This is a genomic window from Paenibacillus lycopersici, assembly GCF_010119935.1.
Taxonomy (GTDB): Bacteria; Bacillota; Bacilli; order Paenibacillales; family Paenibacillaceae; genus Paenibacillus_Z; species Paenibacillus_Z lycopersici.
On the sequence record NZ_CP048209.1, the window covers coordinates 5,764,197 to 5,790,426 of the forward strand.

Genomic DNA, 26,230 nt, shown 5'->3' on the forward strand with positions numbered 1-26,230 from the left:
CTCGTTGCCGTTTTCGGACCGGAATTCCTGCCGCCTCGGCAATTTTTACGAGCCAGACGCCGTCTTCGGACACGAATTTCTGCCCACAGGCAGCTTTTTTGCGAGTCAGACGCCGCCTCCGGGCCCACATTCCTGCCGCAACAGCAACTTTTACGGGGCAGCTGCCGCTTACGAGCCTGATTTCCTGCTCCCATGGCAGCTTTTCCGGGCTAGATGCCGCCTCCGGGCCCACATTCCTGCCGCAACAGCAACTTTTACGGGGCAGCTGCCGCTTACGCGCCTGATTTCCTGCTCCCATGGCAGCTTTTCCGGGCCAGATGCCGCCTCCGGGCCCACATTCCTGCCGCAACAGCAACTTTTACGGGGCAGCTGCCGCTTACGCGCCTGATTTCCTGCTCCCATGGCAGCTTTTCCGGGCTAGATGCCGCCTCCGGGCCCACATTCCTGCCGCAACAGCAACTTTTACGGGGCAGCTGCCGCTTACGCGCCTGAATTCCTGCTCCCATGGCAGCTTTTCCGGGCCAGATGCTGCTTTCGAGCCCGAATTCCTTCCCACTGGCAGCTTTTCCGGTTCAGACACCGTATTCGGACCCGAATTTCTGCCTACGGGCAGCTTTTCCGGGCCAGACGCCGCCTCCGGGCCCACATTCCTGCCGCAACAGCAACTTTTACGGGGCAGCTGCCGCTTACGAGCCTGAATTCCTGCTCCCATGGCAGCTTTTCCGGGCCAGATGCTGCTTACGAGCCCGAATTCCTTCCCACTGGCAGCTTTTCCGGTTCAGACACCGTATTCGGACCCGAATTTCTGCCTACGGGCAGCTTTCCCGGGCTAGATGCCGCCTCCGGGCCCACATTCCTGCCGCAACAGCAACTTTTACGGGGCAGCTGCCGCTTACGCGCCTGAATTCCTGCTCCCAAGGCAACTTTCCCGGGCCAGATGCCGCCTCCGGGCCCACATTCCTGCCGCAACAGCAAATTTTACGGGTCAGCTGCCGCTTACGCGCCTGAATTCCTGCTCCCATGGCAGCTTTTCCGGGCTAGACGCCGCCTCCGGGCCCATATTCCTGCCGCAACAGCAACTTTTACGGGGCAGCTGCCGCTTACGCGCCTGAATTCCTGCTCCCATGGCAGCTTTTCCGGGCTAGATGCCGCCTCCGGGCCCACATTCCTGCCGCAACAGCAACTTTTACGGGGCAGCTGCCGCTTACGAGCCTGAATTCCTGCTCCCATGGCAGCTTTTCCGGGCCAGATGCCGCCTCCGGGCCCACATTCCTGCCGCAACAGCAACTTTTACGGGGCAGCTGCCGCTTACGAGCCTGAATTCCTGCTCCCATGGCAGCTTTTCCGGACCAGGTGCCGCTTTCGAGCCCGAATTCCTTCCCATGGGCAGCTTTTCCGGTTCAGACACCGTATTCGGACCCGAATTTCTGCCTACGGGCAGCTTTTCCGGGTCAAACGCCCCTTCCACGCCCCAAATCCTGCCGCCACGGCCACCTCCCTAACGCAATACCGCCTCCACCCCCGCATTCCCGCCAATTCGGCGGCCCGGCCTCGTCCCCGCGCTTGCGCCCGCACCAAATTGCCAAGCTCCAACAAGGAGGCCAGCCCCCAGGCAGGCCTTCTATCTCATTCACCAACCTCCTGCGAGGCAGGGGGAACCGTTTTTCAATCGCCAGCAGGGAGGATTTTGCCGACAAGCAAGGAACTACTTAATAAATACATTCAACGTTGAGTTGCGCGAAGGAAGGTACGCATGCAAGTAAAACTCGGATATTTCTTGTTTTTCTACGTCTTTTTGTACATGGCAAACGCCGTTTACGGCACGTTCATCCCGCTTTATTTTCAACACATCGGCTTTTCGCAATCGCAGATCGGCGCCCTGCTCGGCCTCGGCCCGCTGATCGCCATTCTGGCCCAGCCCGTCTGGGGACTGTTCAGCGACCGCGCCAAAACGAAAAACAGCATTTTGCTCGTCTTGATCGCCTGCAGCGGACTGTCGGTCATGTTCTACCCGGTTTCCAACGCTTTCGTCTACCTGCTCGTATTGATCTGCATCTTCACGTTCTTCCAGTCGTCCATCTTCGCCATCAGCGACGCGGTGACGCTGGAAGCGCTGGACAAGCGCGGGCGGGGCAATTTCAGCCTCATTCGGCTCGGGGGAACGGTCGGTTTCGCCATCATGTCGATCGTCTTCGGACTCGTCGCGGAGAAACGCATCGACCTGCTGTTCATCATCTACGCGCTCCTGCTCGCGGTCAGCTTCGCGCTCGTGCTGGGATTTCCCGCCATCGAAGGACACCAGGCCCGTAGCAGCAAAATGTCCGTCTGGGTGCTGTTCCGCAACCGCAAGCTGATGCTGTACATCGGCGCGAATTTCGTCTTCCAGATCACGCTGGGCTACTACTACGCGTTCTTCCCGCTGTACTTCAAAGACATGGGCGGCGACGCGGCTTGGCTGGGCTGGTCGATGGTCATCTCGTCCTTGAGCGAAGTGCCGTTCCTGCTGCTGTCGCACAAGCTGTTCCAACGCGTTCAAACCTGGCATATTCTGCTCGGCGCAGGCACGGCCGCGGCGCTCCGATGGTTTCTGTTCTCGCAGATCCACAGCGCCGCTTGGATGCTGCCCGCGCAGGCGCTGCATGGCCTGATCTTCATCGTCCTGTCGGTCACGCTCGCCAACGTCATCAACAAAGAAGTGCCGAACGAGCTCAAAGCCAGCGGTCAGACGTTGAACGGCCTGCTGACCATGGGCGTCGCCCGCATCATCGGCAGCTTGGCCGGCGGCGTTGCCAGCGAATGGTTCGGCATGCGCAGCATGTTCCTGTATAACTCCGTGCTGGCCATCGTATGCGTCGTGATCTTCGGGATTGTTTTCAAGTTCGAGGAAGGCAAAAAGGCGGCCGTGCTGAACGGCTAAACCGCACAACACGCATCCGCCTGAAGCAAGACGCCGCCGGCTGCCGCCGAGCATCTTGCCCGCCTACGAAGCCGCTTGATTGTACTTGCCTGTACTTGCCTGTACTTGCCTGTACTTGCCTTTACTCGCCTGTACTTGCCTTTACTTGCCTGTACTTGCCTGTACTCGCCTTTACTTCTACTTGTACTTGCCTTTACTTGACTGTACTTGTACTTGACTATACTGCGCTGAGCTGCACTAATAGCTGCGCCTACACCGCGCATCATGCGACTGACACCAACTGTACGGGAATCGGGGCACACCGCGCATCCCATACCGCAACGTCAAAGACCCTCCAAGTCCCGGCTTGGAGGGTCTTTGTTCGCGCCGTCAACGCTTCAGACGGGCGAATACTACATAGGAGTATGCGACCGGAATGAGCGACGCGAGCACGATCGCCCCGATGAAGACCGCGACCGAAGCGTCGCCCTCGAAGAACGCCGCAGCGAGCGCAACGACCCCGCCGAGCATCATCACGGGTCCGCCGATGCGATGCGTCTTCCGCCACACTTCCTCGTTCGCCAGCGTCCATGGCGTGCGGATGCCGAACATGTAATTCGGCCGAACCTGCGTCATGTAATTACCCATAACAGCGAACAAGAGCCCGACGGCGATCAGGATGATTTTGCGGATGTCGATGTCGTATCCCAGGTTGAAAACGATCATCGCCCAGCCCGCCGCCGTAAGCAGCAGCGCCGCGCCGAAGCGGCTGATTTCGAACGCTGCCGTGAAGCTGGCGAAATTCGCCTTCTTCGGATCCAGACTGCGCCGGATGCGCATCAGCAGCGGCACCAAGCCGAGCAATGCCAGCACGAGAATCGCGGCGTTCTTGCTCATCGTTCCGTTCACTTGATTGTGCACGCCGAAATGCGTCGCCATCGTCTCCGGCAGCCGGTCATAGAGCAGCAATGCGCCGATCGCGGGCGATAAGGCGAGCAGGAGATAAAGCGCTTCGCGTTTATTTTTCATCGTTATGCGCCTTCCCTTCTTTGCCGAGAATTTGAAACATCCAACCGATGACGTCTTCCACGACCGTCGTATGGAGCGAATAAATCATATTTTGCCCCTGCCGCTCATCCAGAACGAGTCCTGCCTGCTTCAGTAGATTGAGGTGGTGCGAGATGCTGGGCTTACTGATTTGAAAATGGTCCGCAACCTCGCCCGCGCTCATATTCCGTTCCCGCAGCAGTCGCAAAATTTCCCGCCTCGTCGGGTCGGCCAACGCTTTGAACGCTTCATTCACTTTATTCACTCCTTTAGATAATTAGAGAATTATCTAAATATCTAATATCATAGTACCCCTCGGCTCCCCTAATGTCAATCGGCGTTTCGGCGGATGGGTCGCAGCCCTTCTCGGCCTTCCGTCATGGCATCGCTTCTCTTCTCTACCGCTCCATCATGGCAATTGCAGCCTTTCCCGGCCGCTCCGTCATGGCAGTCGCAGCCCTTCTCCACCGCTCCATCATGGCATCGCTTCTTTTGTCTACGCTCTATCATGGCAATCGCGTCTCTCCCCGGCCGCTCCATCAAGGCCCACATACCCGCAGCCCCAACGCCTAGCCTGAGTCACCCCGGTCATCCGCCGCGCTCAAGCCAACCGCCTCCGAAAGAGAGAAATCCCCTGCAGAGCGCCGCTCCGCAGGGGATTTCATGCCTTCTCTCTGCCGCTATCCTTTAGAATCTGAAATACGCTTTCGCATTGTTATAGCAGACGCCCTGCACGATCTCGCGCAGCAGCTCCGGATCGTTCGGCGTTTCGCCTTGCTCGACCCACTCGCCGAGCAGGCTGCAGAAGATGCGGCGGAAATACTCGTGGCGCGTATACGACAGGAAGCTGCGGGAATCCGTCAGCATGCCGACGAAACGGGGCAGCAGCCCCATATTGCCGAGCGATTTCAGCTGCGCCAGCATGCCGTCCTTCGTATCGTTGAACCACCACGCGGCGCCGAGCTGGATTTTGCCCGGAATGCCCCCGCCCTGGAAGCTGCCGATGAGCGCCGCCAGCACGTCGTTGTCCGTCGGATTGAGCGAATAGACGATCGTGCGCGGGAGCTGGTCGTCCGCGTCGAGCCGGTCCAGCAGGCGGACGAGCGGCACGGCCACCGGGCTGTCGCCGATGGAATCGAAGCCGGTATCCACGCCGAGCTGCGCGAGCCGGCGGGCGTTGTTGCTGCGATGCGCGTTGATGTGGTACTGCATCGACCAGCCCAGCTCCGCGTAGAGCCGGCCCAGGAACAGCAGCGTATACGTCTTGTACTTCTTCTCCTCTTCCAGCGTCACGCCTTCGCCCAGCAGCGCTTTCTCATAGATGAGAGCCGCCTCCTCGTGCGTCGTCTCCGCCCATGGCACGTAATCGAGCGCATGGTCGGACACCCGTCCGCCGACTTCATGGAAGAACTTCGCCCGCGACTCCAGCGCATGCAGCAAATCGTCGTAGCTCGCCAGCTTGCGGCCCGCCGCCTCGCCGAGCTTCTCCAAGTAGCCGAGGAAAGCGGGGCGGTTGATCTCAAGCGCCTTGTCCGGCCGGAAGGAAGGCAGCACGCGGAAGCCCAGCTCCGCCTCTTGCTCCGCAAGCAGCCGGTGGTGCTCCAGCGAATCCGCGGGATCGTCGGTCGTGCATACCACTTCGACGCGGGAACCGCGAATGAAGTCCTGAACGGCGTAGCCGCTGCCTTGCAGCTTGGCGTTCGCCTTCTCCCAGATGACCGGCGCGTTCCGCTCATTGATCAGCTCTTCGATGCCGAACAGCCGCCGCAGCTCCAGATGCGACCAGTGGTACAGCGGGTTGCCGACCGTCATCGGCACCGTGCGGGCATAGGCCAGGAAGCGCTCGTAATCGGTGACGCCTTCCCCGCCGGTAATGTATTTCTCTTCGACCCCGTTCGCGCGCATGGCCCGCCACTTGTAATGATCGCCGTACAGCCACACCTCGGTCAGATTGGCGAATCGGCGATTCTCGTAGATTTCCTGCTGGCTCAGATGGCAGTGGTAGTCGATGATGGGCATATCGGCCGCGTAGTCGCGGTACAGCTGCTTGGCCGTCTCGTTGTTCAGCATAAAATCGTCATCCATAAACGCTTTCATAATAGAGCGGACACCATCCTTTGGCAGAAATGATCATTCCCAGCATACAGCAACATTTGCGCGGGTTCGCGGCCTTTCTTGCCTTTATCCGTTCCGTCTTCGCTTATTTTGCGCTAAAATAGAGCTCAACCAGCGGGTCGGCCGCCTTCAGGCGCAGGCCCCGACTACAGGAACGACGGAGGCGCGGCATGAAGCTGAAACCGGATGAGCCGTTCACGTTCGGCGACGAGGACGGCGACTTCTACATTCAACAGGTGCACCGGACCAAGCCGTTCGGGCGGATGAACCATATTCATCATACCTATGAAATCTATTATTTGCTGTCGGGCGAGCGGGTGCATTTCATCGATCGGCGGACCGTGCGGCTGACGGCGGGCGACCTCGTCCTGGTCAGCAAGGGCGTCGTGCACAATTCTTCCGAAATCGGCTCCCCGGAGCATGAGCGCATCGTCATTAATTTCAGCGACGGCTTCCTCGGGACCGGCCATCCGCTGCATGATCCGCTGCTGCTGGCGCCCTTCGCGCAGCAGGCGCGCGTGTTCAGGCTGAGCGCCCAGGAACGCGTCTTCGCGGAGCAGCTGCTCGGCAAAATGATCGCCGAGGCCGATCAGCAGCGGCCCGGCTGCGAGGTGTACCTCCGCCTGCTGCTCGCGGAGCTGCTGCTGTTCGCCGCGCGCCACCCCGTCGACGAACGCCCGGAATCGCCGGGACAGCAGAATCCGCTGCATCAGAAAATTACCGAGATCGCCGCGTTCATCGGCGCCAACTATGCCGCGAAGCTCACCCTTCCCGAGCTCGCGAAGCGGTTCTTCGTCAGCCCGTACTACTTGAGCCGCTCCTTCAAGGCGGTGACGGGGTTCACGCTGATCGAGTACGTCAACCTGACCCGTATCCGCGAGGCGCAGAAGCTGCTGCGCGAGACGGATCTCAAAATCATCGCCGTCGCCGAGCGGACAGGCTTCGAGAGCGCGGGGCATTTTGACCGCATGTTCAAGAAACTGACGGAAACGACGCCGCTGCTGTACCGGAAACTGAACCGTTTGTAAGCGTCGCGTCCAGCGGATCGCCGGCTTCAACCGCTCCGGCCGGAAGGCTCCAGTAGGAGGATTCGCCTTTCTTGTCGAGTACGATGAGGATATGGCCTTGCTCGTCATGGATCAAGGCGGACACAACATCGACCCGCTTCATCGCTTCTCCTCGCTCCCCCCGCTCATGCAGCCTGCTTCCGAAGCGCCGGAGCTTCGTTCATTCCTCGTCCCAAGCATCCAGGCCGAGCAGCTTGCGGCCGAGCGGCGTCAGTTCGGGCGAGCTCGCGAACGCCGTCTGCTCCCAGCGGCGCGGATCGCCGGGAAACGCGGGATGATTCTCCGGCCCTCTGCGTTCCCGCCACAGTCTGACGCGGCGCGCCCGTTCCTCGTCGCTCCGCTCCGGATACATCGATATATATTGCGCGTAACGCGGCAGCGTATTGCGGTTATGCCCGTTGCCGTGCGCCAGCAGCACGTCCCAGATGACCAGGTCGCCGGCTTTCCCGGGAATGACTTCGACGTCGTAGCCCGTCAAGTCCGGCACGCGCGGATTGCGATCCTTCGGCTGCCGCTCCAGATACTGCTCCAGGTCCCGGTAGATCGAGGGCACGCATTGAAATCCGCCCTGATTCGGGGCCGTATCGGCCAAATAGAGCACGCCCTGCAAGTGGCGTCCCTTCGGAATCGGAGACGGGAGGCTGCTCGTGTCCGTGTCCCAATGGATGAAGCTGTTGTCCAGATGCTGCTTGTCCGCCTTCGCCGGCAGCTTCATATTCACGCGGTCGATGCTCACCCACAGCTTGCGCTCGTTCAGCAGTTGGCTGAACGCATCGTAGACCTCGGGCAGCTGCCGGTTGTCCCACATCGACGGGTGCTGATACAGCTCGACCATGCCGTCCCGGTTCATCACGCCCTGCGGCGGATCATACCAGTTGTCCGGGTCGGATCCGTCCTTGCCGAGACAGGCCCAGATCGCCTCGATCACCTTGTCGCAATTCGCTTTCGGCACGATGCCTTCCAATTTGACGTAGCCGTTCCGGCGAAAAAACGCCACCTGCTCCTTCGTGATTGCCGCCATGCCGCATCCCTCCGATTTGCAATTTTTGGTTTTGTCCTGCCAATTGCTTCGGCCAATTGCTTCTGCCGCTTCTCATTTCGCCCGCTTTGCCTCTTATACGACCGGGGATCCAACCCCATCTTCTCATGCTTTGCGCTTGTCCCCTATACGGCTGGAGTCGGCGGCAGTCTCATTCAGCCGTGCCCCGCCGATGCTTCCGCTATTGCAATAGACGCAGCATCTGCACGACCGGCCTGCCGTCGCCCACCAAGCGGACTTCCCGGCTGCGCAGCTGCGAGGAGCCGTCCCCGTCGAGGAAAACCCCGCCGGCGAGCTTGCCCGCTCCGATTCGCTCGATAATCGCGGCGCGGAATTCGGCCAGCGTGCCCTTCGTCGTGCTCACGACCAAATAAAGCTTGCCCTCGGCATCGTAGACGGCCGCCGTGCGAAGCCGGGCGTCATCGATATTCGGCGCCTGCTCCGCTTCGGCCTGCCCCCGCCACGCATCGTCCCGGCCAAGGCTCATGCTGATGCCGCCCTGCGCCCAGTAATGCGCGCGGTCCGTGACGCGCAGCTCCGCCGAACGGCTGACGGTCTGCACGCTCAGCCGGTTCGCGGCGCCGTCCCAGACGAGCGTACCCCGGGCGTACTTGGCGTTCAGTTCGCCCGATCCGTAGACGCCCGGCGCCGCATTGACGGGCAGGCCGTCCGCTTCCGCGATGCTGAGCAGCGCGTCCTGGTAGAAGAACCCGCCGTTCACGCCGTAGAACGGCCCGGCCGCCACGTTGGCGTGGATCGACACCGGACGGACGTTGTCCGGCCGCGTGATCATGTAGTGCAGCTTCATCCCGTTCGCGGCTTCGGCCTGTCCGTAGACGTAATCATGCGGCATGTCCAGCTCCTCGTCCTTCGGCTGGCTCGAGCCGAACGGCCGGACGAGCAGAAACAATACCGCGCCCAGCACGAAGACCAATGCCAGTCCGCCGCAAACGATGGGCAGGAGGAGCGCTGATTTTTGCTTCGTCGTCGTTGATGATTGATTATCCATTTCTCCTACCTCTTACGCATGCATGTGGTTGACTTACGGCGTTTCGGACAGATGCCAGCACACCCCGGCCGGATCGATCAGATGCACCTCGCGTTTGCCCCACGGGAAGAGCGTCGGCTCCTTCGCCTTCATGGGGTACGCCTCGCTCCGCGCCATCGCTTCGATGCGCGCCCACCAGCCGTCCAGATCATCGACGGCCAGCTCCAGCATATACTGCTCCTGGAACGCCTGATTGTCATAATTCTGCAAGTAGAACTCCTGCTCGCCCAGCCTGAACACGCTGAGCGACGCATCGGCGTAACGCTTCTCGAAGCCGAGCTCCTCGAAGAACCGCTGCGCGAGCGCGTAATCCGCGCCGGACGGCACGAACGGCCGCAGCTTAAGCGCGTTCATGCTGTACCTCGCGGGTAGGCCAGATGCCGGCGAACCAGTCGAATGCCAGCTTGCCCGAAATTTGATGGTCGCCTTCGAAGCGGTCGTACGCGAGCAGCGTTTCGGCATTCGACTGGCGATAGATCGCGCGCAGCTTGTCATGCGCCTCGTCGGCCGCAGCCACCGGGAAGATCGGATCCTCCGTGCCCGCTTCAATCAGCAGCGGCCGCGGCGCGATCAGACCGAGCAAATCCGGCAATTCCGCAAGCTGCGACAGGCCGGGAATGAAATTGTCGATGCAGTGGTGGACGGAGAGAATACTCGCTTGAAACGTATTGGCATACCCGCTGACAACGGCTGCCGCAAGCCGTTCGTCGATGGCCGCGGCGAACGCGGAAACCAAGCCTCCGCCGGAAATGCCCATGCAGCCGATCCGATCCGGCGCCGCATCGCCGCGAGAGAGGACATAATCCACGCAGCGGAGCGTCTCGAACACGCGGTGGCCGGCCATCGTCTGCCCCATCATGAGCAGGTTCGTGGACAGCCGGTAGCAGGAATCCCCTTTCTCCGCATCCTCCGCCAGCCTGCGGTCGCCGAAGCCGAGCAGCTCGGGCACGATCGTCAGATGCCCGCGCCGAACGAGCTCGAGCGCGAAATTCCGCTGGTACCCCGGATCGTCCCCGGTCTTCTCCGAGCCGTCCGGATTCAAGCCGACAAGGTCGCGGCTGCCGTAGCCGTGGCCATGAATGGCAATGACCGCGCCGCGCTCCCGGTCGTACGTCTTCGGAATCAGGACGTACGCCGGCATCGTCAGCGGCCCGAAGGTCGAGATGGCGATGCGTTCGCGTGTATAGCTGCCGCAATCGACGGACTCCAGCAGTACGGGCGCCAGCTCCTGCCGCCCTTCGGGTACGCCGAGCAGGCGCACGAACTGTTCCTTCAGCCGGGCGCGCCATGCTTGCCATTCTTCCGGCGTCCGCGCCTCGAAGCCTTCGGCAGGCTTCACGCTGTCATAGAGATGCTGCAAATAATGATCCGGATTCCGCATATTTCGATTCCTCCCATGGAATAGTGATGGCCATTCGTGTTCATCGTGCTCTGAACCCTTTTCGAGACCGCCCGCCGAACTCCTCCCATTATGGCAAAATCAATGCGTTATAAAATCAAAAACAATGACCGGCAAGCCGGCCATTCCAGTCCATGCGAAAAAGGGCCTCAGAAGCCCTTTAAGGGATTCAAAGACCCTGATGCGATCAAATGCCGGTACTCGGCCGTTTTCGATCGCGATACCGAAACCGATATGTCCCCTCCGCCTTTGAACAGGGCGATGTTGCCGTTGATGCTCAATTGAATGCAATCGATCAAATTGACATTGACCAGACAGGAGGGATGCAGCAAATCGAACCCGTACGGCAGGAGCATCTGTTGGTACTTCTCCATGTTATCCAGCTGCAGATACGTGCCGTCCCTGGTAACGAACATCGGGATCCCCGGCTTGTATCGTTTCGAGCCTTTCGGCGTGACGCCCATGTATAGCACTTCGTTTAAGATATCGATGTCTCTGCAGACCACTTCACCATTGACCGGCTCTATTTTGACGCCATAAACCGTTATTGGCATGTGCTCCCCTACTTTATCTTGTTCTTCGCGAGGCGTTGCGGTTATGTTATCGTAACATGCGGCACTACCGGAATTTGTCGAATGACGTCTATGGAGACAGCAATGCAACATGCTCCGTTTATATTGAACCTCGTCCCGTGAAATGGTACGGTTAGTTATTTATGGAAGTAATAGAGACTAATCATCCGCAAGACGGGAGAATTAGTCTCTTTTTATTAAATGACGATATTCTTTTGTTTTGCTCTTCGAAATATAGACGGCGTGTTCCGGCGCATCTTTGAAATACGCGATGTTCCCGTGCGGAGTAACGACGATACGGTCGACTTTGTTCGTGTTCACTAAGAACGAGGATGTAAACAGGTCAAACCCCTGCGCTCTGAGCGCCTTCACATAATGATCCAAATTATAGAGCAGCAGGTACCTTCCGAAGGCCGTATGGAACAACGGAATACCTGGAGGCAAGTCCCCGTGGCGAGGCGTTACCTCCATATAGAGAATGTCCTCTACTAAATCAATATTCCGGTATTCGATCTGACCGTTCACCGTATCGATGTTAATGCAATAACTGGATGCTTTCATTCGATTGCATTCCTTATTTCTTGTCATTTGGAATTGTTACCGATCCAGCCAGCCATTTAAATGGAGTGATTTTATCCGTTTTGCTCGCTTTTGGTTCAACCATTTTCGACAGCTGTTTAGCGATCATCCGCTTCATATTCTTCATTGTTTTTCACCCCCTTCGTTTAATTAGCGTACCGGACTGCGCCAGGAACGATAGCGCGATAACCGGCATTAAAACAAAGCAATTTAACAGGACGGCAATGACGGGCAATGCAATCTTTCGCTCGGAATACCGATAGATTAAAGCGGCGGAAAAGATATTCAAGACGATTATGGTTTCATCGTTCAAATGAATATGCGGTATGAACGACAGCAAGCATGTCGAAAATATAAAACAATGATCAAGGCTTTTGAAATGAAAACCGCCGGTATGAATCCGCAGCAAAATAAAGCAAACCAAGCCAATGCATGTCGGGATGAACTTCCCGGTAAACGCTCCAACAAGCAGAACCGTTGAAATAGCGCCGTAATTATTAAGATGAATCGCTACTAAGGCTGTCAGACGCTCGACGCTGCTCGTTATTTCATCGTTGCTCTTCTTCATCCACTCCGCTATGACACCGGCTGTCTTAAGAACGACTCCCAATCTTCTCTCTCCTATACGTCAAATATGTAATTGCAAGGCATAGTACAGTCGCAAGCACTGAAAACGCAATTACACTGAAGCTAAAAACGAAGGAGTACGAAGTTATGCTCAACAGTACAAGGGATAACACGGAAACGGAGAACATCCTAATCTGCTCTTCATTCAGTTTAATAGTGATGTAGAAATCGTGAGGCGGGCGAATGAACTTTGTTTTGCCCAAGTCATATTTATGAATGAGGACAGCTATGAAAAAAGCGCTGCACTGGGATGATAGTTGAACGAGCCGCACTTCACTGGAGCTTGTTTCGGAAAGCCCCACTGAAGAGAGCCAGCCCAAATGACTAAAAATCACGCTAACAATCGCTTGAACGGCAAAATAGCCTGCAATGCCTACCGCCGCAATGATAATGGATCGATGCCATTTGATTTTCACAATGTAGCGAAGGCAAATAATCAACAGAACGATATGTACTACTGGATCGATGGCAGCAAAATGAATAACTTCTCGAATGATATAAGAGATGGCAGCCAGCAATCCGCAAATAATAGAAATTTCTTTGCCATACTCTTTAATCGGGTATTGAAAAACCGACATCATCAAGAAGACAATTGCCATTGTATCTAAGCAATCAAGCAGTAAATAGATGATTACGTCCAAACAAAGTCGTCCTCTCTAACAACATCTGTTAAATCAAATAGTACAGGAAAAATTGACAAATTACTACAGAAAATGAATATGATCCTAGTGTTTTTCTACTCTACGGCCCTATGGAAATCAAATGCCTGTATTCGGCCGTTTTGTTCCGCGACACAGGGACGAACATATCTCCTCCATCTACGAAATAGGCGGCATTGCCGTTCATGCTCAATTCGATGCGATCGATCAGATTGACGTTGACCAGGCAAGAAGGATGGAGCAGATCGAACCCATGCGGCTCGAGGACCTGCTGGTACTTCTCGATGGTGTCCAGCTGCAGGTACGTCCCGTCCCTCGTGACGAACATCGGAATGCCCGCTTTGTATCGCTTCGAGCCCTTCGGCGTTACTCCCATATATAAAACCTCGTTGATGATATCGATATTCCTGCAGACCACTTCGCCGTCGACCGGCTCGATTCGGATACAATAAACCGTTCTCCCCATAAGGCTCCCCTTCTTATCGGCATGTTCTGTGTTCGGTCCTTCGATAACCGGCAGCATATTCGACCGGCACGCCAGCATAAGCAGCCGGCGTTCAGGACAAACTTAAGCACATGCCGAACGTCTATCCATTTATGACAATTATACCCTTTTACTAACTGTCAGTAAATACATTTCAAACAAATAGTTCATTATCATACGCCTTCACATTAACTACTGTTAATTAAGAAAGGGGGCTATCAGATGGACTATGTCTTGCTAGGCAAGCGTCTGCGCGCGGAACGGCAGAAATTAAATCTGACCCAGGAAAAACTGGCGGAGAAGATCGACGTCTCCGATGCCTATATCGGTCAAATCGAGAGAGGACAACGATCGCTCACGCTCGATACCCTTGTGAAATTGACGAACAAGCTAGGCGTCACGGTCGATTACTTGCTGCATGACTCGATTCAGGTCGAAGACGAGCAATTCATGAACCAGATCAGGCAAATCATGACGGATCGAACCCCGAAGGAGAGACAGATGGCGCTCGATATCTTGAAAATGATGTTTGCGCATCTGGACGATATCCATGCCCAGTCTTAGGATGCATGTTATGACGCACGGTCAGGTCCGGCAAGCGGAATCGTCCGGCGTCCGCATTCCCGCCAGCGCAGCTCACGAGCGTCTCTCTAACCATAAGAAAACCGGGAGCCCGCAAGGGTTTCCCGGTTTTTTTGACTTCATCGCGATTGCTTCGTCGCACTTGCATAATCGTTATTATTTCGTCGTTGTCTTGTTGTACGTATCGATCTTCGCCGTGATGTCCTTGGCCGCGCCGTCCAGCGCCTTCTTCGGATCCGTTCCGCCGAACGCGGATTCGATCGCGCTCTCGACGATCTGGCGCGCCTCGGGGAAGACGCCCATGACGGCGCCTTGCGTGGCGGTGCTCAGCTTCGTCGCGTGCAGCTGGTCGACGGCCGTCTTGAACTGCGGGTAGGCCGCCATGTTGTCTTTGACGATCTGCTCGTCGTAGGCTTTCTTCGTGATCGGGAAGTAGCCGGTATTGATATGCCACTTCGCTTGAATGTCCGGCTGTGCCAGGTACTTGATAAATTCCCATGCCGCCTTCTGCTCTTCGGCCGGCTTGTTGTTCATGATCCAGTTGCTCGCGCCTCCGACGACCACGCCGCCGTCCTGCGCGCCGTCCGGCTTCGGCAGGAACGCCGTGCCGACTTCGAACTTGCCCTTGGCGCCGTCGACGTAACCGCGCAGTCCCGCCGTCGAGTCGAGCGTCATGCCGATTTGACCGGCCAGGAACGCCTTCTTCGTGTCGTCCGTCTTGCGTCCCAGGTTCAGCGCCACCTTGCTGTCGACGAGATCCTTCCACCACGTCAGCGTCTTCACGCCCGTATCGCTGTTGACCAGCGACTCCGAAGCCGCGTCGGACCTGCCGTTGCCGTTGTTGAGGTAGTCCGCGCCCTGGTTGGCGAACAGCTGCTCCATGAACCAGCCGTAGATGGCGAACGAAGCGCCCGTCTTGCCGTCCTTCGTCAACGCTTTCGCGTCGTTCTTCACTTCCTCGAACGTGGCCGGCGGCTTCTCGGGATCGAGGCCTGCCGCCTTGAACATGTCTTTGTTGTAATACAGAATCGGGTTAGACGTGTTGAACGGCATGGAATACAGCTTGCCGTTGAACGTATAGTAGCCGAGGATGTTTTCTTCCAGGCTGGAAATGTCGTAATTGTCCGCATCGATGAAATCCTGCACCGGCGTGATGGCCTTGGAGTCGATCATGAATTTGGAGCCGATCTCGTATACCTGGATGAGCGTCGGCCCGGACTTGGAATCCATGGAAGCTTTCAGCTTGTTCAGGCTGTCGTCATACGTGCCTTGGTAAGCCTCTTCGACCTTGATGTCGGGATGCGACGCATTGAAATCGGCTACGAGCTGCGTGACCGCTTTGCCCAGCTCGCCGCTCATCGAATGCCACCAGACTACTTTGACCGGTTCCTTGCTTTGTTCGGTGTTCGCGGCCGCTCCCTTGTTGTTCGCCGCCCCGGCTTCCGTGCCCGCTGCCGCGTCGTTCGCCGGCGCCGTGCCGTTCGTCGCAGCCGCGTTCGCCGCCTGCTTGTTCGCGTCGTTCCCTCCGTTAGCCGCGTCGCTGCCGCAAGCGGCCAGCATGAACGTCAATCCTGCCAGCGCCAGCGGCAAACCCGCGTGCTGCCTCCAAGCCTTCTTCGTCATTCTCTTCTCTCACTCCCACTGTATAATATGATTTCGGTTGGAAGAACTTCTCCGCCGCCCCGATTGCGGCGACGGCTTCCTCCTATATGGATGCACGTCCGAAGACGATTCCCCCGCTTGGAAATGAACTGGCCGCATGGCCGCCTTAGCCTTTCACCGCTCCCGCGGTCAAGCCGCGGACAAGCTGCTTCAGTCCCAGGGCGAGCAGCAGCAGCGACGGCAGCAGGACGAGCATAACGCCCGCCAATACCAGATTCCATACCGTCACTTCTTGAAACTGCAGCATGCTGATGCCGATCTGGACCGTCCGCTTGGCGTCGGAGTTCGTCACGAGCAGTGGCCACAGGTACATGTTCCAGGCGTTCAGGAACGCGTAGACCCCAAGCGACGCGAGCGCGGGACGGGAGAGCGGCAGCACGATCAGCGCCCAATGGCGGACATGCCCGCATCCGTCGATGCGCGCCGCTTCGAACAATTCCCGCGGCAGCTGAAGGAAGAATTGCCGCAGCAGGAATACGCCGAAGCCGGAAGCGACGAACGGCACGATCATGCCCTGGTAGGTATCGAGCCATCCCCATGATTTGACCGTCAGGTAGTTCGGAATGACCGTCACTTCCCACGGGATCATCATCGTGGACACGAATACCGCGAACCAGAATGCCCTGCCGCGAAACGGCACGTAGACGAAAGCGTATGCCGCCATCGCGGCTGTAACACCCTGACCGACCATGATGGCAATCGATATAATGAAGCTGTTCATCAGGAACGTCTGCAGCGGCACGAGCTCGAGCACCTCGCGGAAGCTGCCGAAGTAGAGATGCGACGGAAACATTTTCGGCGGATATTGCGCCGATTCGTCAGGCGTCATGAACGAGGCGAGCGCCGTGTACGCGAGCGGATACAGCACGGCGAGCGCCGCTGCCGCAAGCGCCGCGTACAGCGCGATCCGGCCGATCGTTCGGCCGTACGGCCCCAGCCGATTCGTCGTCAATGGTAATGCACCTTCCTCTCGGCGAATCGGAACTGCAGGAATGTCAGCAGCATGATGATGGCGAACAGCACCAGGGCGTACGCGCTGCCCGTTCCGAATTGATAATTGACGAACGCTTCCTTGTAGATCGAATAGACGAAGACTTCCGTCGAGCCGGCAGGCCCGCCTTTGGTCAAAATATTGATCTGTCCGAACGACTGGAACGCGCCCATGATCGAGACGACCGACAAGAAGAAGAGCGTCGGCGACAGCAGCGGCATGATGATCTGGAAGAACGTACGGAACGGGCCGGAGCCGTCGATGCGCGCGCTGTCGAATATATCGTCAGCGATGCCCTGCAAGCCGCTCAGCAGCACGATATATTGGAAGCCGATATTCATCCAGACGGTCATGATCGACACCGAGACCAGCGCCCAAGCCGGATCGGTCAGCCACTGCACGGGATCCAGTCCCAGGCGCGTCAGAAAATAATTCAAGGTGCCCGTCGTCGGATGGAACAGCATCATCCAGATGACGGACGACGTGCTGACGGACAGCGCCGTCGGCAGCGAGAAGACGAACCGGAACAGCCGCATGCCGCGCAGGCTGCCATGCGTCAATGCCGCGAGCAGCAAGGCCGCGAACAACCCGGGCGGTACAGTGAACGCGGTGAATTTGATCGTGACCAGCAAGCTGTTCCAGAACGCCTCGGCGCGAAACAGCGACGTGAAGTTATCCAGTCCGACGAACGCCGCCACCCGGCCCCGCGGGTCGGTCAGGCAAAGACTCAGGTACAGCGATTTCAAGAGCGGATAGAACAGGAATACCGCGAACAGCGCGAGCGACGGCGCCATGAACAGGTACCCCGTGAAATTGTCTTTCCCAGCGGTCGAAAGGAACGGCTTGGCCTGCCGCGTCCGGCCGACCGCGCGCCGCCGCGCCGCCAGCCCCGCTTCCGTCGTATTCATGAACAGACATCCTCTCCTATAATTTCCATAGGTAGGATAAGCTTGCCCTGTTAACGATATGTTTTCAGAACATGAAGAAATTGTATGGATTAGCGATACGTATGGAATAATCGAGAAGCGCAAAGAGGCCGATCCGACGGGATCGACCTCCGATTACAGCGAATTGCGGCTGGCAGTGCGGTTTATTTACGGTTGACGCCGCGGTTCGCTTGCGGCTGGCGCCGATTGAGCACGCGGGAATATGAAGCTTGCTTCCGTTACCCGGCCGCCTGCACGTCGTAGGCTCGCTTCAAGTCGGCAAGCCCTTTCGCCGCGACTTCTTCCGCCGTCATGCCGCCGAAATCGGCGATGAACAGCTCCAGCGACAGGAAGCCGCGGTAGCCCGAATCGTACAGTTGCTGAGCGATTGCCGACGTCGGCGCGACGCCTTCGCCCGGGAAGACGCGGTCCGCGTCGGTAATGACCGCTTGCGCCGGCTCGGCCGGGTAATCGTTCACGTGGAAGATGCCGATGCTGCCGCCGTCCACCTGCTTCAAGTCCTCCAGGGAGCTGCCGCCGGTGTACATATGGAACGGATCAAGCAGCAGCTTCGCTCCGGCGACGCCGCTCTCGCGCTTCACGACGAGCGCTTGGTCGATCCGCGACAGGTTGCTCGCGCGTCCCCAGAACTCCAGGTACACGTCGATCCCGATGCGTTTGCCAAGCTCCGACAGGCGCGCGTAGTGCTGCGCCATCTCGGCCAGCGGCACGTCCGCCACGTCGCCGAACGGCGGCGCGGCCACGGCGACGCAGCCGATCTCCGCCAGCATGCGCATCTCGCGCTCGGCTTGCGCGAAGCCCGCCTCGCGCACGGCCTCGTCGCGATCCGACCACTTGAAGAACGCGATCGCGTTCGCGAGCACGACGCCCGACTGCTCCAGGCTAGCGCGCAATTCGCCAGTGGAACCGCCCTGCTGCAAATACTGCTCGATTTCGCTCACCCATAATTCAATGCCGTTATAGCCCGCTTCCGCGGCGATGCGCACTTGTTCCAATACGTTCAGCTTGAACGGGAACAGCGTCGATGCGTTGAGCGAGGTTTGAAATGGAAACATGGATATTCTCTCCTTTGCTGATTAGCGATGCTATGGTGATAAGGCAACGTTGCTATGACTAGGCTGCTATGCCTATGTTGCTATGGCTTTAGGTTGGTTTGGCTTCATGCTGCTATGGCTTTAGGCTGCTATGGCTTTAGGCTGCTATGCTTGCCTGCTGCCCTTATGCGATCGGCGCCGTTTCGGCGAACGTGACCGGCAGCGCCCGGCCTTCCTTGCTGCTATGCTTGCCTGCTGCCCTTATGCGATCGGCGCCGTTTCGGCGAACGTGACCGGCAGCGCCCGGCCTTCCTTGCTGCTCTGCAGCGCCAGCTCGATCAATTGAATCGCCAGTCTGGCTTCTTCCGGCTTCACTTCCAGCTCCGCCTGTCCGTTGATATGTTCCATGACGTTCCGGTAATAATCCACGTAGGAGCCCGGAATCGTCTCGATGACGCCTTCCGCGCGCAGTCCGCCGAGAGAGGTGTTGATCTTGCCCCACAGTTCCTTCGGCTCCTTGCCCCAATTGCGCACGGCCGACGGCTGCGCGCCCGCGATCAGCGCCGCTTCCTGCGGGTCGATGCCGTACTTGACGAACGAGCCTTTCGCACCGTGTAAGGCATAGCGCGGGAACGATTCGCGGACGAACTTGGACGACTTCAGGCGCACCTTCAGCCCGGTGCCGTAGCCGAGCGTCACGTCGAAATAGTCATGGGCCTCGCCGCCGCGCTGCTTCCGTATATCGGCGGCAATCGTCGCCGGGACTCCGAACAGCCTGAGCGCCTGATCCAGGAGATGGACGCCCAGGTCATACCAGACGCCCGTGCCCGGCTCGCTGCCCTCGCGCCAGTTGGTCGATTTCAGCACCGGCGCGAAGCCGTCCCAGTGGAACTCGGCTTCCATTACGTCGCCGAGCAGCTCCTGGCGCAGCAGCTCGCAGATCGTCAGGAAATCGCCGTCGAAGCGGCGGTTGTGGAAGACGGTCAGCACTTTGCCCTGCTTCTTCGCGAGCGCGATCAGCTCGTCCGCCTCGGCGGAGGACGGCGTGAACGGCTTCTCGACGACGACATGCTTGCCGGCTAGGAGCGCGTCCTTGACGAAGTCGTAATGATCCGTGCTCGGCGTCGTCACCACGACGAGATCGATCGTCTCGTCCGCGTACAGCTCCTCCGCGCTCTTCACGACTTCCACCCATGGATACCGTTCCTTGGACTTGTCGCTCCGGCGTTCGACGACCTTGGTCAGCGCAAGGCCCGGAACCGACGTGATGACCGGCGCATGGAACACGCTGCCCGCGAAGCCGTATCCGATCAGGCCGACCTTGAGCGTCTTGCTCATTGGGCAACGACCCCCATCTTGCTCAAGTTATTGTAGCTGATCGCAATGCTTTCGAACGGCGAACGGCGGCAGGCATCCTGCTCGACCACGAGCCATTCGGTGCCGATTTCCTCGGCGACGGCGAGAATCGCCGCGAAATCGAGCACGCCTTCTCCGACCTCCGCGAAGAACCGCTCGTCGCCCGGCTCCATGTCTTTCACGTGCAGCAGCGGGCAGCGGCCTTTCAGCTTGCGCAGGTACGCCGCCGGATCGACGCCGCCCTTCTGCGCCCAGTAGACGTCCAGCTCCAGCTTCACCAGCTCGGGATCGGTCGCGCCGAGCAGAATATCGAGCGCGGACTCGCCGTCGAACTGCCGGAATTCCCAATCGTGATTGTGGTAGAGGAACTGGAGCCCCCGCTCGCGGCAGGCCGCGCCTACGGCGTTGAACGCGCGTGCCGCTTCCAGCACGGCCTCGCGGGAATCGAACCGGTAGGACAGCGCGACATAGCGCGCGCCGAACAGCTTCAGGAATTCGGCCAGCTTGTCCAAGTCGTTCTCGAGCTGCTCCAGCCCTGCGTGGCAGCCGACTACCTGCAGGCCGATCCGGTCGAAATGGGCTTTCATCTCCTCGATCGTCACGCCCTCCGGCGGCGGTCCCGCTTCGACGGCCTGATAGCCGATTTCGGCTACTTTCGTAAAGCTGCCGAGGAAATCCTGTTTCAGTTCTTCGCGAATCGTATAGGGTTGAAGCGCAATCGGAAATTTCATTCGTTCTTCCACCTTTCTCAATTTGGGGTTGTGTGGGGCGCTGGCATTGTAGGGGCTTTGGCATTGTAGGGGCACCAAGCGTATGCGCTTGGTGCAGGCGAATGCCTGCTGCATCCCCCGCAGTTGAAGACCGCAAGCCGGCTTCTAGCCGTAATCTGTCGACGCTACTGAAACAAGCCGGCTTCTGGCCGTAAACCGTCAACGCTACTGAAACAAGCCGGCTTCTGGCCGCAAACCGTCGACGCTACTGAAGCAAGCCGGCTTCTGGCCGTAAACCGTCGACGCTAATGAAACAAGCCGCGGCTTCTGGCCGTAAACCGCCGACGCTACTGAAACGAGCCGGCTTCTGGCCGTAAACCGTCAACGCTACTGAAACAAGCCGGCTTCTGGCCGCAAACCGCCAACGCTACTGAAACAAGCCGGCTTCTGGCCGTAAACCGCCAACGCTACTGAAACAAGCCGGCTTCTGGCTGTAAACCGTCGATGCTAATGTAACAAGCCGGCTTCTAGTCGTAAACCGTCGACGCTAATGAAACAAGCCGGCTTCTGGACGCAAACCGCCAACGCTACTGAAACAAGCCGGCTTCTGGCCGCAAATCGCCGACGCTGATGAAACAAGTCGGCATCTAGCTGTAAACCGTCGACGCTAATGAAACGAGCCGGCTTCTGGCCGTAAACCGTCAACGCTACTGAAACAAGTCGGCATCTAGCTGTAAACCGTCGACGCTAATGAAACGAGCCGGCTTCTGGCCGTAAACCGTCAACGCTAATGAAACAAGCCGGCTTCTGGCCGCAAACCGCCGACGCTAATGAACCGAGTTAACGCTATTTACTTCTATTGCCGACTTTCTGAATCGTAACGAATCCTAGAGACGTTATTGAGCGTTTCAGCTTCACTTGAGGGGCATTTCCCCCAAAATAAGCCGTCTCAGATTCGTTACTGTTCTCCGGGAAAGCAATAGAGGCGAATAGGATGCTTACGATTCGTTAAAATTCTTGGGAGTCTATGCTTTCGTAACAGTTGAATGCTGTATTCCCAGTCCACCGACAGTGAGCAGGTGAATGCTGTACTCTTGTCTTTCGGCAGTGAACACAAACCAATCGCCAAGCCTATGCTTCCATTGCTGGCGAATCCTGCAGTTCCCGACCTTCGTCGGGAGCCGCAAACCAATCGCCTTACGCAAACCATTCACCAAGCCTAAGCTACCGACGCTGGCGAATGCTTCATTCCCTGTCTTCCGACAGTGAACGCAAACCATACGCCCAGCCTATGCTTCCGACGCTGGTGAATGCTTCATTCCCTGCCTTCCGACAGTGAACAGAAACCATACGCCGAGCCCATGCTCCCGTAACAGGCGAATGCTTCATTCCCTGTCCTTCGACAGGGAACAGAAACCATTCACCGAGCCTATCTACCGTAGCCGGTCGAATGCTTCATTTCCCGACCTCCGTCGGAAAACGCAGCATTCGCCTTAATCCAACGTGTTGTACTTCAAGCCCAGCGGCAGCGGGGCCGGCTGCTCGCATTGCGCCTGGATCGGGATATGCCGGCCTTCCTTGGACGATTCGAGAATGCCGAGCTGGATATCCAGCACGTGGCTGGCGAGCTCGCCGCTGGCGCGGTGCTTCCGGCCCGAGCGGATCGCGTACGCCATGTCGGCGATGCCGACACCCCGGCTGTTCGCCGCGAAATCATGCGAATACGGGAACGACGCCGTCTTCCCGTTCCGCTGCACGATCGTAACCGCGCCGTCGAACATATTCGGATCCGGTACGTGCAGGATGCCTTCCGTCCCGTAAACTTCGAGGCGCGGCGTATAGCCGAAGCTTTCTTTGGCCGCCTGCAGGCTGGCCGTCGCGCCGTTCTCGAACTCGAGCATCGCCGACACGTGCAGCGGCGCGCCGATCGGTATGGTATCCCCGTATCGCGGCGAGAACGGATTGGTCACCTTATGCTCGGTGCGCACGTTGCCGGCCGATCCGCTGACGCTTGTGACCGGTCCGAGCAGGTGGATGAAAGCGGTTAAATAATAGGGCGTCATATCGAACAACGGATCCCAGCCGAACTGGAGGAAGCTGTCGATGTTCGGACGCGTCGAATCGGTCGCGTTGCCCATCAGAATCAAGCCGCTTGCCGCATACGGCGTGCCGATCCAGCCGTCGTCGATGATTTTCCGGCTCGTCTGCAAGCCTGCGCCGAAGAACGTGTCCGGCGCGCTGCCGATGCGCAGCCCCTTCTCCTTCGCCAGCGCCAGGACGCGATCCGCGTCCGCCCGGTTGAGCGCGAATGGCTTCTCCGCATAGACATGCTTGCCGGCCTGCAGGATCTGCAGGTTCACTTCCGCGTGCGCCTGCGGCGCCGTCAAGTTCACGACGATTTCAATCTCGGGATCGGCCAGCAGCTCTTCCGGCGTGCAAGCCTTCGGAATGCCGAATTCCTCCGCGCGCTTCCGGGCCAGCTCGGGCACGAGATCCGCGACGGCGGCCACTTCCAGGATGCCGAAGGTTTTCGTACAGTTTTCCAGGTAAATACCGCTGATCATGCCGCATCCAATAATGCCGATTTTCGTCTTTTGCATGACACTCACCTTTCATCTGCGTACTCGTATTAACAATTCATCCTTCGCGCGCGGAATCCTCCTCCGCCGGAAAATTACTCGCGTCCTCTCCCGGCATTCTGCGCCGGCCGTCAACCATTGGCATCCATCAGCCATCTCTTCCGGCTTATGGACAGGCAATCAACCATCGCCATCCGTTCCCCTTCCTGACCCTGCCTAATCACGCAAAAAACCGCAGAACGAACGCCCCGTTAAGGGCATTCGTCTCTGCGGTTCCGCGAATACGTCGCTCCGATTATTTCGCCGCGATGTAAGCGTTGATTTGCTTCTGTGTTTCGTCGATGACATCCTGCAGACCGGCGGCTTTCATTTTCTTCATCAGCTCGCCTTTGATCGTATTGATGTCCGTTACGCCGAGACCCAGGTTCTCGCTGTATTCGTTCATGACGGCTTGGATCTGGCTGATTTGGGATTTGATCTTGCTCGTATCGAGCGTGAAGCCGACGAACGGGCTGACTTCCGAATTTTTGTCCCAGTTCTTCAACTCGTCGATGTCCGCTTTCGCATAGTTAGAGGAGAAGCGGGCCAGACGAATGTCGTTCCACATCCATACGTTCGTGTTGTACTTGTCGGCATCGGCAATGCCGCTGAGGTCGACCGCGCCGTCGGTCAGCTTGTAGTTCGTGCCTTCCACGCCGTACGACCACAGGTCGAAGTTCGCTTGGTCCTTCTTGATCCAGTTCATCAGCTCGACGGCTTCCTTCACGTGCTTGCTCGTGCTTGGAACGGCCAGCATATTGTCGCCGGCGGAGAAGATGTAGCGCTTCGACGGCTCCAGATATACCGTTTCGACTTTGGCGCCCGGCACGTTCTTCGCCAGCGTGTCCACGCGCTCGGAGGCTCTGAACAGGTTCGCGCCTACCGCCGCGACTTGACCGTTGTCGAAGCCTGCGTCCGGATTGTCGACTTTCGAGGAGTCCGCGGCGATATAGCCTTTCGTTCTCCATTCCTTCTTCTTGTTCACGACGCTCGCATACTCCGGCGAGTCCAGGAACGATTTGACCGTGTAGTTCGGATCGGCCGGATCGACGTATACCGGGTACATGCCGCCGTCGCCGATCGGGAAGTAGTAGTTGGCCATGATCGGAAGCAGCGTCTGCGTGTTGGAATCGACGTAAGCGAGCATGTTCGGCTCGTTCTTCACGACGGCTTGGAAATACTGTTCCAGGCCATCGATCGTCGTGATCTTCGGAATGCCGTATTTCTCGCGGAGATCGCCGCGGATGTTGAACACGTTATTGAAGCCGGTCATCGGAATCGCTCTTGCGATCGCATACTGCTTGCCGTTGATCGCGCCGCCCTTCAGTACGTAATCAGGCGTATTCGCGAGCAGGTCCGGACCGTCGGACTTCAATTGATCGTCGATCGGCTGGTACACCTTCTTGGCGACGAGGTCGGACAGCGTGCTGCTGTGCGCCCATGCCAGGTCGTACTGCGTGCCGCCGGCAATGTTCAGCGCAAGCTTGTTCCAGTAGTCGTCGATGTATTTGATGTCGACCGCGATGTTCAGGCCGTCCGCCTGCAGCTTCTCGTTGATCGCTTTCAGCACGTTCGGCGCCGCCGCCGATTCCTGCCCCGGGAATACCGCGGTCAGTTTCACCACATCGGCGCTAGGCTTGCTGTCGTTCGCATTCGAGGTCGCCGCATTGCCGCCTCCGTTGCTGCCGCTGTTCGACATTCCGGCCGAATCGTTGCCGTTATTGGAGCCGCAGCCTGCAAGCGCAAGCGCCGATACCGCCACGAGACTCATGCCGAGAAACGCTTTCTTAAATTTCTTCATTTCCATCTCTCCCCTTTGTTCGATGCGTAGAATAAGGTCGCCTTGCATGAAACATGAAGCATGAAGCGTGATGCTATACAAAAATCTAATTTGCATTAGATTAATGCCAAGAGGAATGCTAACCTTTGACCGCGCCTACCATGATGCCTTTGACGAAATAGCGCTGCACGAACGGATAGAGCAGGATGATCGGGCCGATCGTCACGAACAGCGTCGCCACCTGGAACGTTTCCGCAGGCATTTCCGTAGCGCCCATCGCCCCGTTCTGCTTGATGAAATCCATGATGGATTTGATCCGGTAGAGCATGTATTGGAGCGGATACAGATGCGTATTGTCGATGAACCACAGCGCGCTCGCCCAATCGTTCCAATACGACAAGCCGATGAACAGCGTGACGGTGGCGATGATCGGCTTCGACAGCGGGATGATGATCTGAACGAACGTCCGCATGACGCCGCAGCCGTCGATTTCCGCGGACTCGATCAACGAGGACGGGACCGTCGCGAAATAGTTGCGCATTAGGAACACATTGAACGGCGATACGAGCAGCGGCAAGATCAGCGCCCAGACGGTGTTCTGCAAATGCAGAACCTGGGTGCATACCAGATACCATGGCAGCGTGCCCGCGTTGAAGATCATCGGCAGGTAGAAAAACATGGCGACCGCGTTCCGGTATCTGACCCGCTTGACGGACATCGCGTAGCCGGCCATGCCGCAGATGAACAGAGAGAGCAGCGTGCCGACCACCGTGACCAGAATGGAGACGCCGTAGCCGGTGTAGATGTGCTGATCCTTGAATACCATGCGGTACGCCTGCGTCGAGAACTGTTCCGGAATCAGTTGATACCCATGGAACAGAATGCTTTTCTCGCTGCTCAAGGAGACGATAAACGTCAGAATGAACGGATAGATGCAGCACAATGCGAACGCGAGCAGGACGAAATGAATGACAAGCTGCATGATTCGTTCGCTGGGAGAACGTTTAAACACTGGAAT

26 protein-coding genes are annotated in these 26,230 nt (G+C 58.0%); 3 read left to right on the forward strand and 23 right to left on the reverse strand.

What is annotated here, in order from left to right:
* Positions 1-1,753: 1,753 nt before the first annotated feature.
* Positions 1,754-2,917, forward strand: a complete 1,164-nt coding sequence (locus GXP70_RS25375; RefSeq protein WP_162359386.1) for an MFS transporter — start codon at positions 1,754-1,756, stop codon at positions 2,915-2,917.
* Positions 2,918-3,286: 369 nt separating this feature from the next.
* Here the strand turns inward: GXP70_RS25375 and GXP70_RS25380 are convergent, their stop codons facing one another.
* From GXP70_RS25380 to uxaC, 3 genes are all read right to left on the reverse strand, one after another.
* Entirely contained in the window at positions 3,287-3,925 is a 639-nt protein-coding gene (locus GXP70_RS25380) for an SdpI family protein (protein WP_162359387.1), read from the reverse strand.
* Entirely contained in the window at positions 3,915-4,199 is a 285-nt protein-coding gene (locus GXP70_RS25385; RefSeq protein WP_162359388.1) for an autorepressor SdpR family transcription factor, read from the reverse strand. The genes GXP70_RS25380 and GXP70_RS25385 overlap by 11 nt, the downstream gene beginning before the upstream one ends.
* Before the next feature lie 431 nt (positions 4,200-4,630).
* On the reverse strand, positions 4,631-6,040 hold the full coding sequence (uxaC, locus tag GXP70_RS25390; protein WP_162359389.1) for a glucuronate isomerase: 1,410 nt from the start codon (positions 6,038-6,040) through the stop codon (positions 4,631-4,633).
* 188 nt (positions 6,041-6,228) lie between these two features.
* Between uxaC and GXP70_RS25395 the strand changes: the two genes are divergently transcribed.
* Positions 6,229-7,086 (forward strand): AraC family transcriptional regulator, encoded by an 858-nt coding sequence (locus GXP70_RS25395; protein ID WP_162359390.1) that lies wholly within the window; start codon positions 6,229-6,231, stop codon positions 7,084-7,086.
* Here the strand turns inward: GXP70_RS25395 and GXP70_RS30380 are convergent.
* From GXP70_RS30380 to GXP70_RS25440, 11 genes are all read right to left on the reverse strand, one after another.
* The gene (locus GXP70_RS30380) at positions 7,031-7,228 is read right to left on the reverse strand and encodes an NUDIX hydrolase (protein WP_404822290.1); all 198 of its coding nucleotides are present in this window, start codon (positions 7,226-7,228) and stop codon (positions 7,031-7,033) included. The two genes, GXP70_RS25395 and GXP70_RS30380, sit on opposite strands and share 56 nt — an antisense overlap.
* Positions 7,229-7,285: 57 nt before the next feature.
* Positions 7,286-8,146: a phytanoyl-CoA dioxygenase family protein gene (locus tag GXP70_RS25400; protein WP_162359391.1), complete on the reverse strand. Its 861-nt coding sequence runs from the start codon at positions 8,144-8,146 to the stop codon at positions 7,286-7,288.
* Positions 8,147-8,345: 199 nt separating this feature from the next.
* Positions 8,346-9,173 carry a phosphodiester glycosidase family protein gene (locus GXP70_RS25405; RefSeq protein WP_162359392.1) on the reverse strand — a complete coding sequence of 276 codons (828 nt, stop codon included), beginning with the start codon at positions 9,171-9,173 and terminating at the stop codon, positions 8,346-8,348.
* A 33-nt stretch (positions 9,174-9,206) separates the two neighbouring features.
* Positions 9,207-9,566, reverse strand: a complete 360-nt coding sequence (locus tag GXP70_RS25410; protein WP_162359393.1) for a VOC family protein — start codon at positions 9,564-9,566, stop codon at positions 9,207-9,209.
* A complete protein-coding gene (locus GXP70_RS25415) occupies positions 9,553-10,593 on the reverse strand; it encodes a dienelactone hydrolase family protein (protein ID WP_162359394.1) in 1,041 nt (346 codons plus the stop codon). Before GXP70_RS25415 ends, GXP70_RS25410 begins: the two co-directional genes overlap by 14 nt.
* 167 nt (positions 10,594-10,760) lie before the next feature.
* Positions 10,761-11,165 (reverse strand): LytTR family transcriptional regulator DNA-binding domain-containing protein, encoded by a 405-nt coding sequence (locus GXP70_RS25420; RefSeq protein ID WP_162359395.1) that lies wholly within the window; start codon positions 11,163-11,165, stop codon positions 10,761-10,763.
* Positions 11,166-11,366: 201 nt separating this feature from the next.
* A complete protein-coding gene (locus GXP70_RS25425) occupies positions 11,367-11,744 on the reverse strand; it encodes a LytTR family transcriptional regulator DNA-binding domain-containing protein (RefSeq protein ID WP_162359396.1) in 378 nt (125 codons plus the stop codon).
* A gap of 13 nt (positions 11,745-11,757) precedes the next feature.
* Positions 11,758-11,889 (reverse strand): hypothetical protein, encoded by a 132-nt coding sequence (locus GXP70_RS30120; RefSeq protein ID WP_263864047.1) that lies wholly within the window; start codon positions 11,887-11,889, stop codon positions 11,758-11,760.
* Between the two features lie 6 nt (positions 11,890-11,895).
* Positions 11,896-12,372 (reverse strand): accessory gene regulator B family protein, encoded by a 477-nt coding sequence (locus GXP70_RS25430; RefSeq protein ID WP_162359397.1) that lies wholly within the window; start codon positions 12,370-12,372, stop codon positions 11,896-11,898.
* Positions 12,356-13,030, reverse strand: coding sequence for a hypothetical protein (locus GXP70_RS25435; RefSeq protein ID WP_162359398.1), 675 nt, complete (start codon positions 13,028-13,030; stop codon positions 12,356-12,358). Before GXP70_RS25435 ends, GXP70_RS25430 begins: the two co-directional genes overlap by 17 nt.
* Before the next feature lie 100 nt (positions 13,031-13,130).
* Entirely contained in the window at positions 13,131-13,514 is a 384-nt protein-coding gene (locus GXP70_RS25440; protein ID WP_162359399.1) for a LytTR family DNA-binding domain-containing protein, read from the reverse strand.
* Positions 13,515-13,754: 240 nt separating this feature from the next.
* On the opposite strand from GXP70_RS25440, the gene GXP70_RS25445 reads away from it, so the two are divergent.
* On the forward strand, positions 13,755-14,096 hold the full coding sequence (locus GXP70_RS25445; protein WP_162359400.1) for a helix-turn-helix domain-containing protein: 342 nt from the start codon (positions 13,755-13,757) through the stop codon (positions 14,094-14,096).
* Between the two features lie 174 nt (positions 14,097-14,270).
* Here GXP70_RS25445 and GXP70_RS25450 read toward each other — a convergent pair whose 3' ends face one another.
* From GXP70_RS25450 to GXP70_RS25490, 9 genes are all read right to left on the reverse strand, one after another.
* Positions 14,271-15,737, reverse strand: a complete 1,467-nt coding sequence (locus tag GXP70_RS25450) for an ABC transporter substrate-binding protein (RefSeq protein ID WP_162359401.1) — start codon at positions 15,735-15,737, stop codon at positions 14,271-14,273.
* A 145-nt stretch (positions 15,738-15,882) separates the two neighbouring features.
* Positions 15,883-16,728: a carbohydrate ABC transporter permease gene (locus GXP70_RS25455; protein ID WP_404822291.1), complete on the reverse strand. Its 846-nt coding sequence runs from the start codon at positions 16,726-16,728 to the stop codon at positions 15,883-15,885.
* Positions 16,725-17,675 (reverse strand): carbohydrate ABC transporter permease, encoded by a 951-nt coding sequence (locus GXP70_RS25460; RefSeq protein ID WP_162359402.1) that lies wholly within the window; start codon positions 17,673-17,675, stop codon positions 16,725-16,727. Before GXP70_RS25460 ends, GXP70_RS25455 begins: the two co-directional genes overlap by 4 nt.
* Before the next feature lie 257 nt (positions 17,676-17,932).
* The gene (locus GXP70_RS25465; protein ID WP_162359403.1) at positions 17,933-18,769 is read right to left on the reverse strand and encodes a sugar phosphate isomerase/epimerase family protein; all 837 of its coding nucleotides are present in this window, start codon (positions 18,767-18,769) and stop codon (positions 17,933-17,935) included.
* Positions 18,770-19,009: 240 nt separating this feature from the next.
* The gene (locus GXP70_RS25470; protein WP_162359404.1) at positions 19,010-20,086 is read right to left on the reverse strand and encodes an oxidoreductase; all 1,077 of its coding nucleotides are present in this window, start codon (positions 20,084-20,086) and stop codon (positions 19,010-19,012) included.
* Positions 20,083-20,835: a sugar phosphate isomerase/epimerase family protein gene (locus GXP70_RS25475; RefSeq protein ID WP_162359405.1), complete on the reverse strand. Its 753-nt coding sequence runs from the start codon at positions 20,833-20,835 to the stop codon at positions 20,083-20,085. The genes GXP70_RS25470 and GXP70_RS25475 overlap by 4 nt, the downstream gene beginning before the upstream one ends.
* Positions 20,836-22,307: 1,472 nt before the next feature.
* Positions 22,308-23,414, reverse strand: coding sequence for a Gfo/Idh/MocA family protein (locus GXP70_RS25480; RefSeq protein ID WP_162359406.1), 1,107 nt, complete (start codon positions 23,412-23,414; stop codon positions 22,308-22,310).
* A 274-nt stretch (positions 23,415-23,688) separates the two neighbouring features.
* Positions 23,689-25,233 carry an ABC transporter substrate-binding protein gene (locus GXP70_RS25485; RefSeq protein WP_162359407.1) on the reverse strand — a complete coding sequence of 515 codons (1,545 nt, stop codon included), beginning with the start codon at positions 25,231-25,233 and terminating at the stop codon, positions 23,689-23,691.
* 118 nt (positions 25,234-25,351) lie between these two features.
* Positions 25,352-26,224 (reverse strand): carbohydrate ABC transporter permease, encoded by an 873-nt coding sequence (locus GXP70_RS25490; RefSeq protein ID WP_162359408.1) that lies wholly within the window; start codon positions 26,222-26,224, stop codon positions 25,352-25,354.
* Positions 26,225-26,230 lie beyond the last annotated feature (6 nt).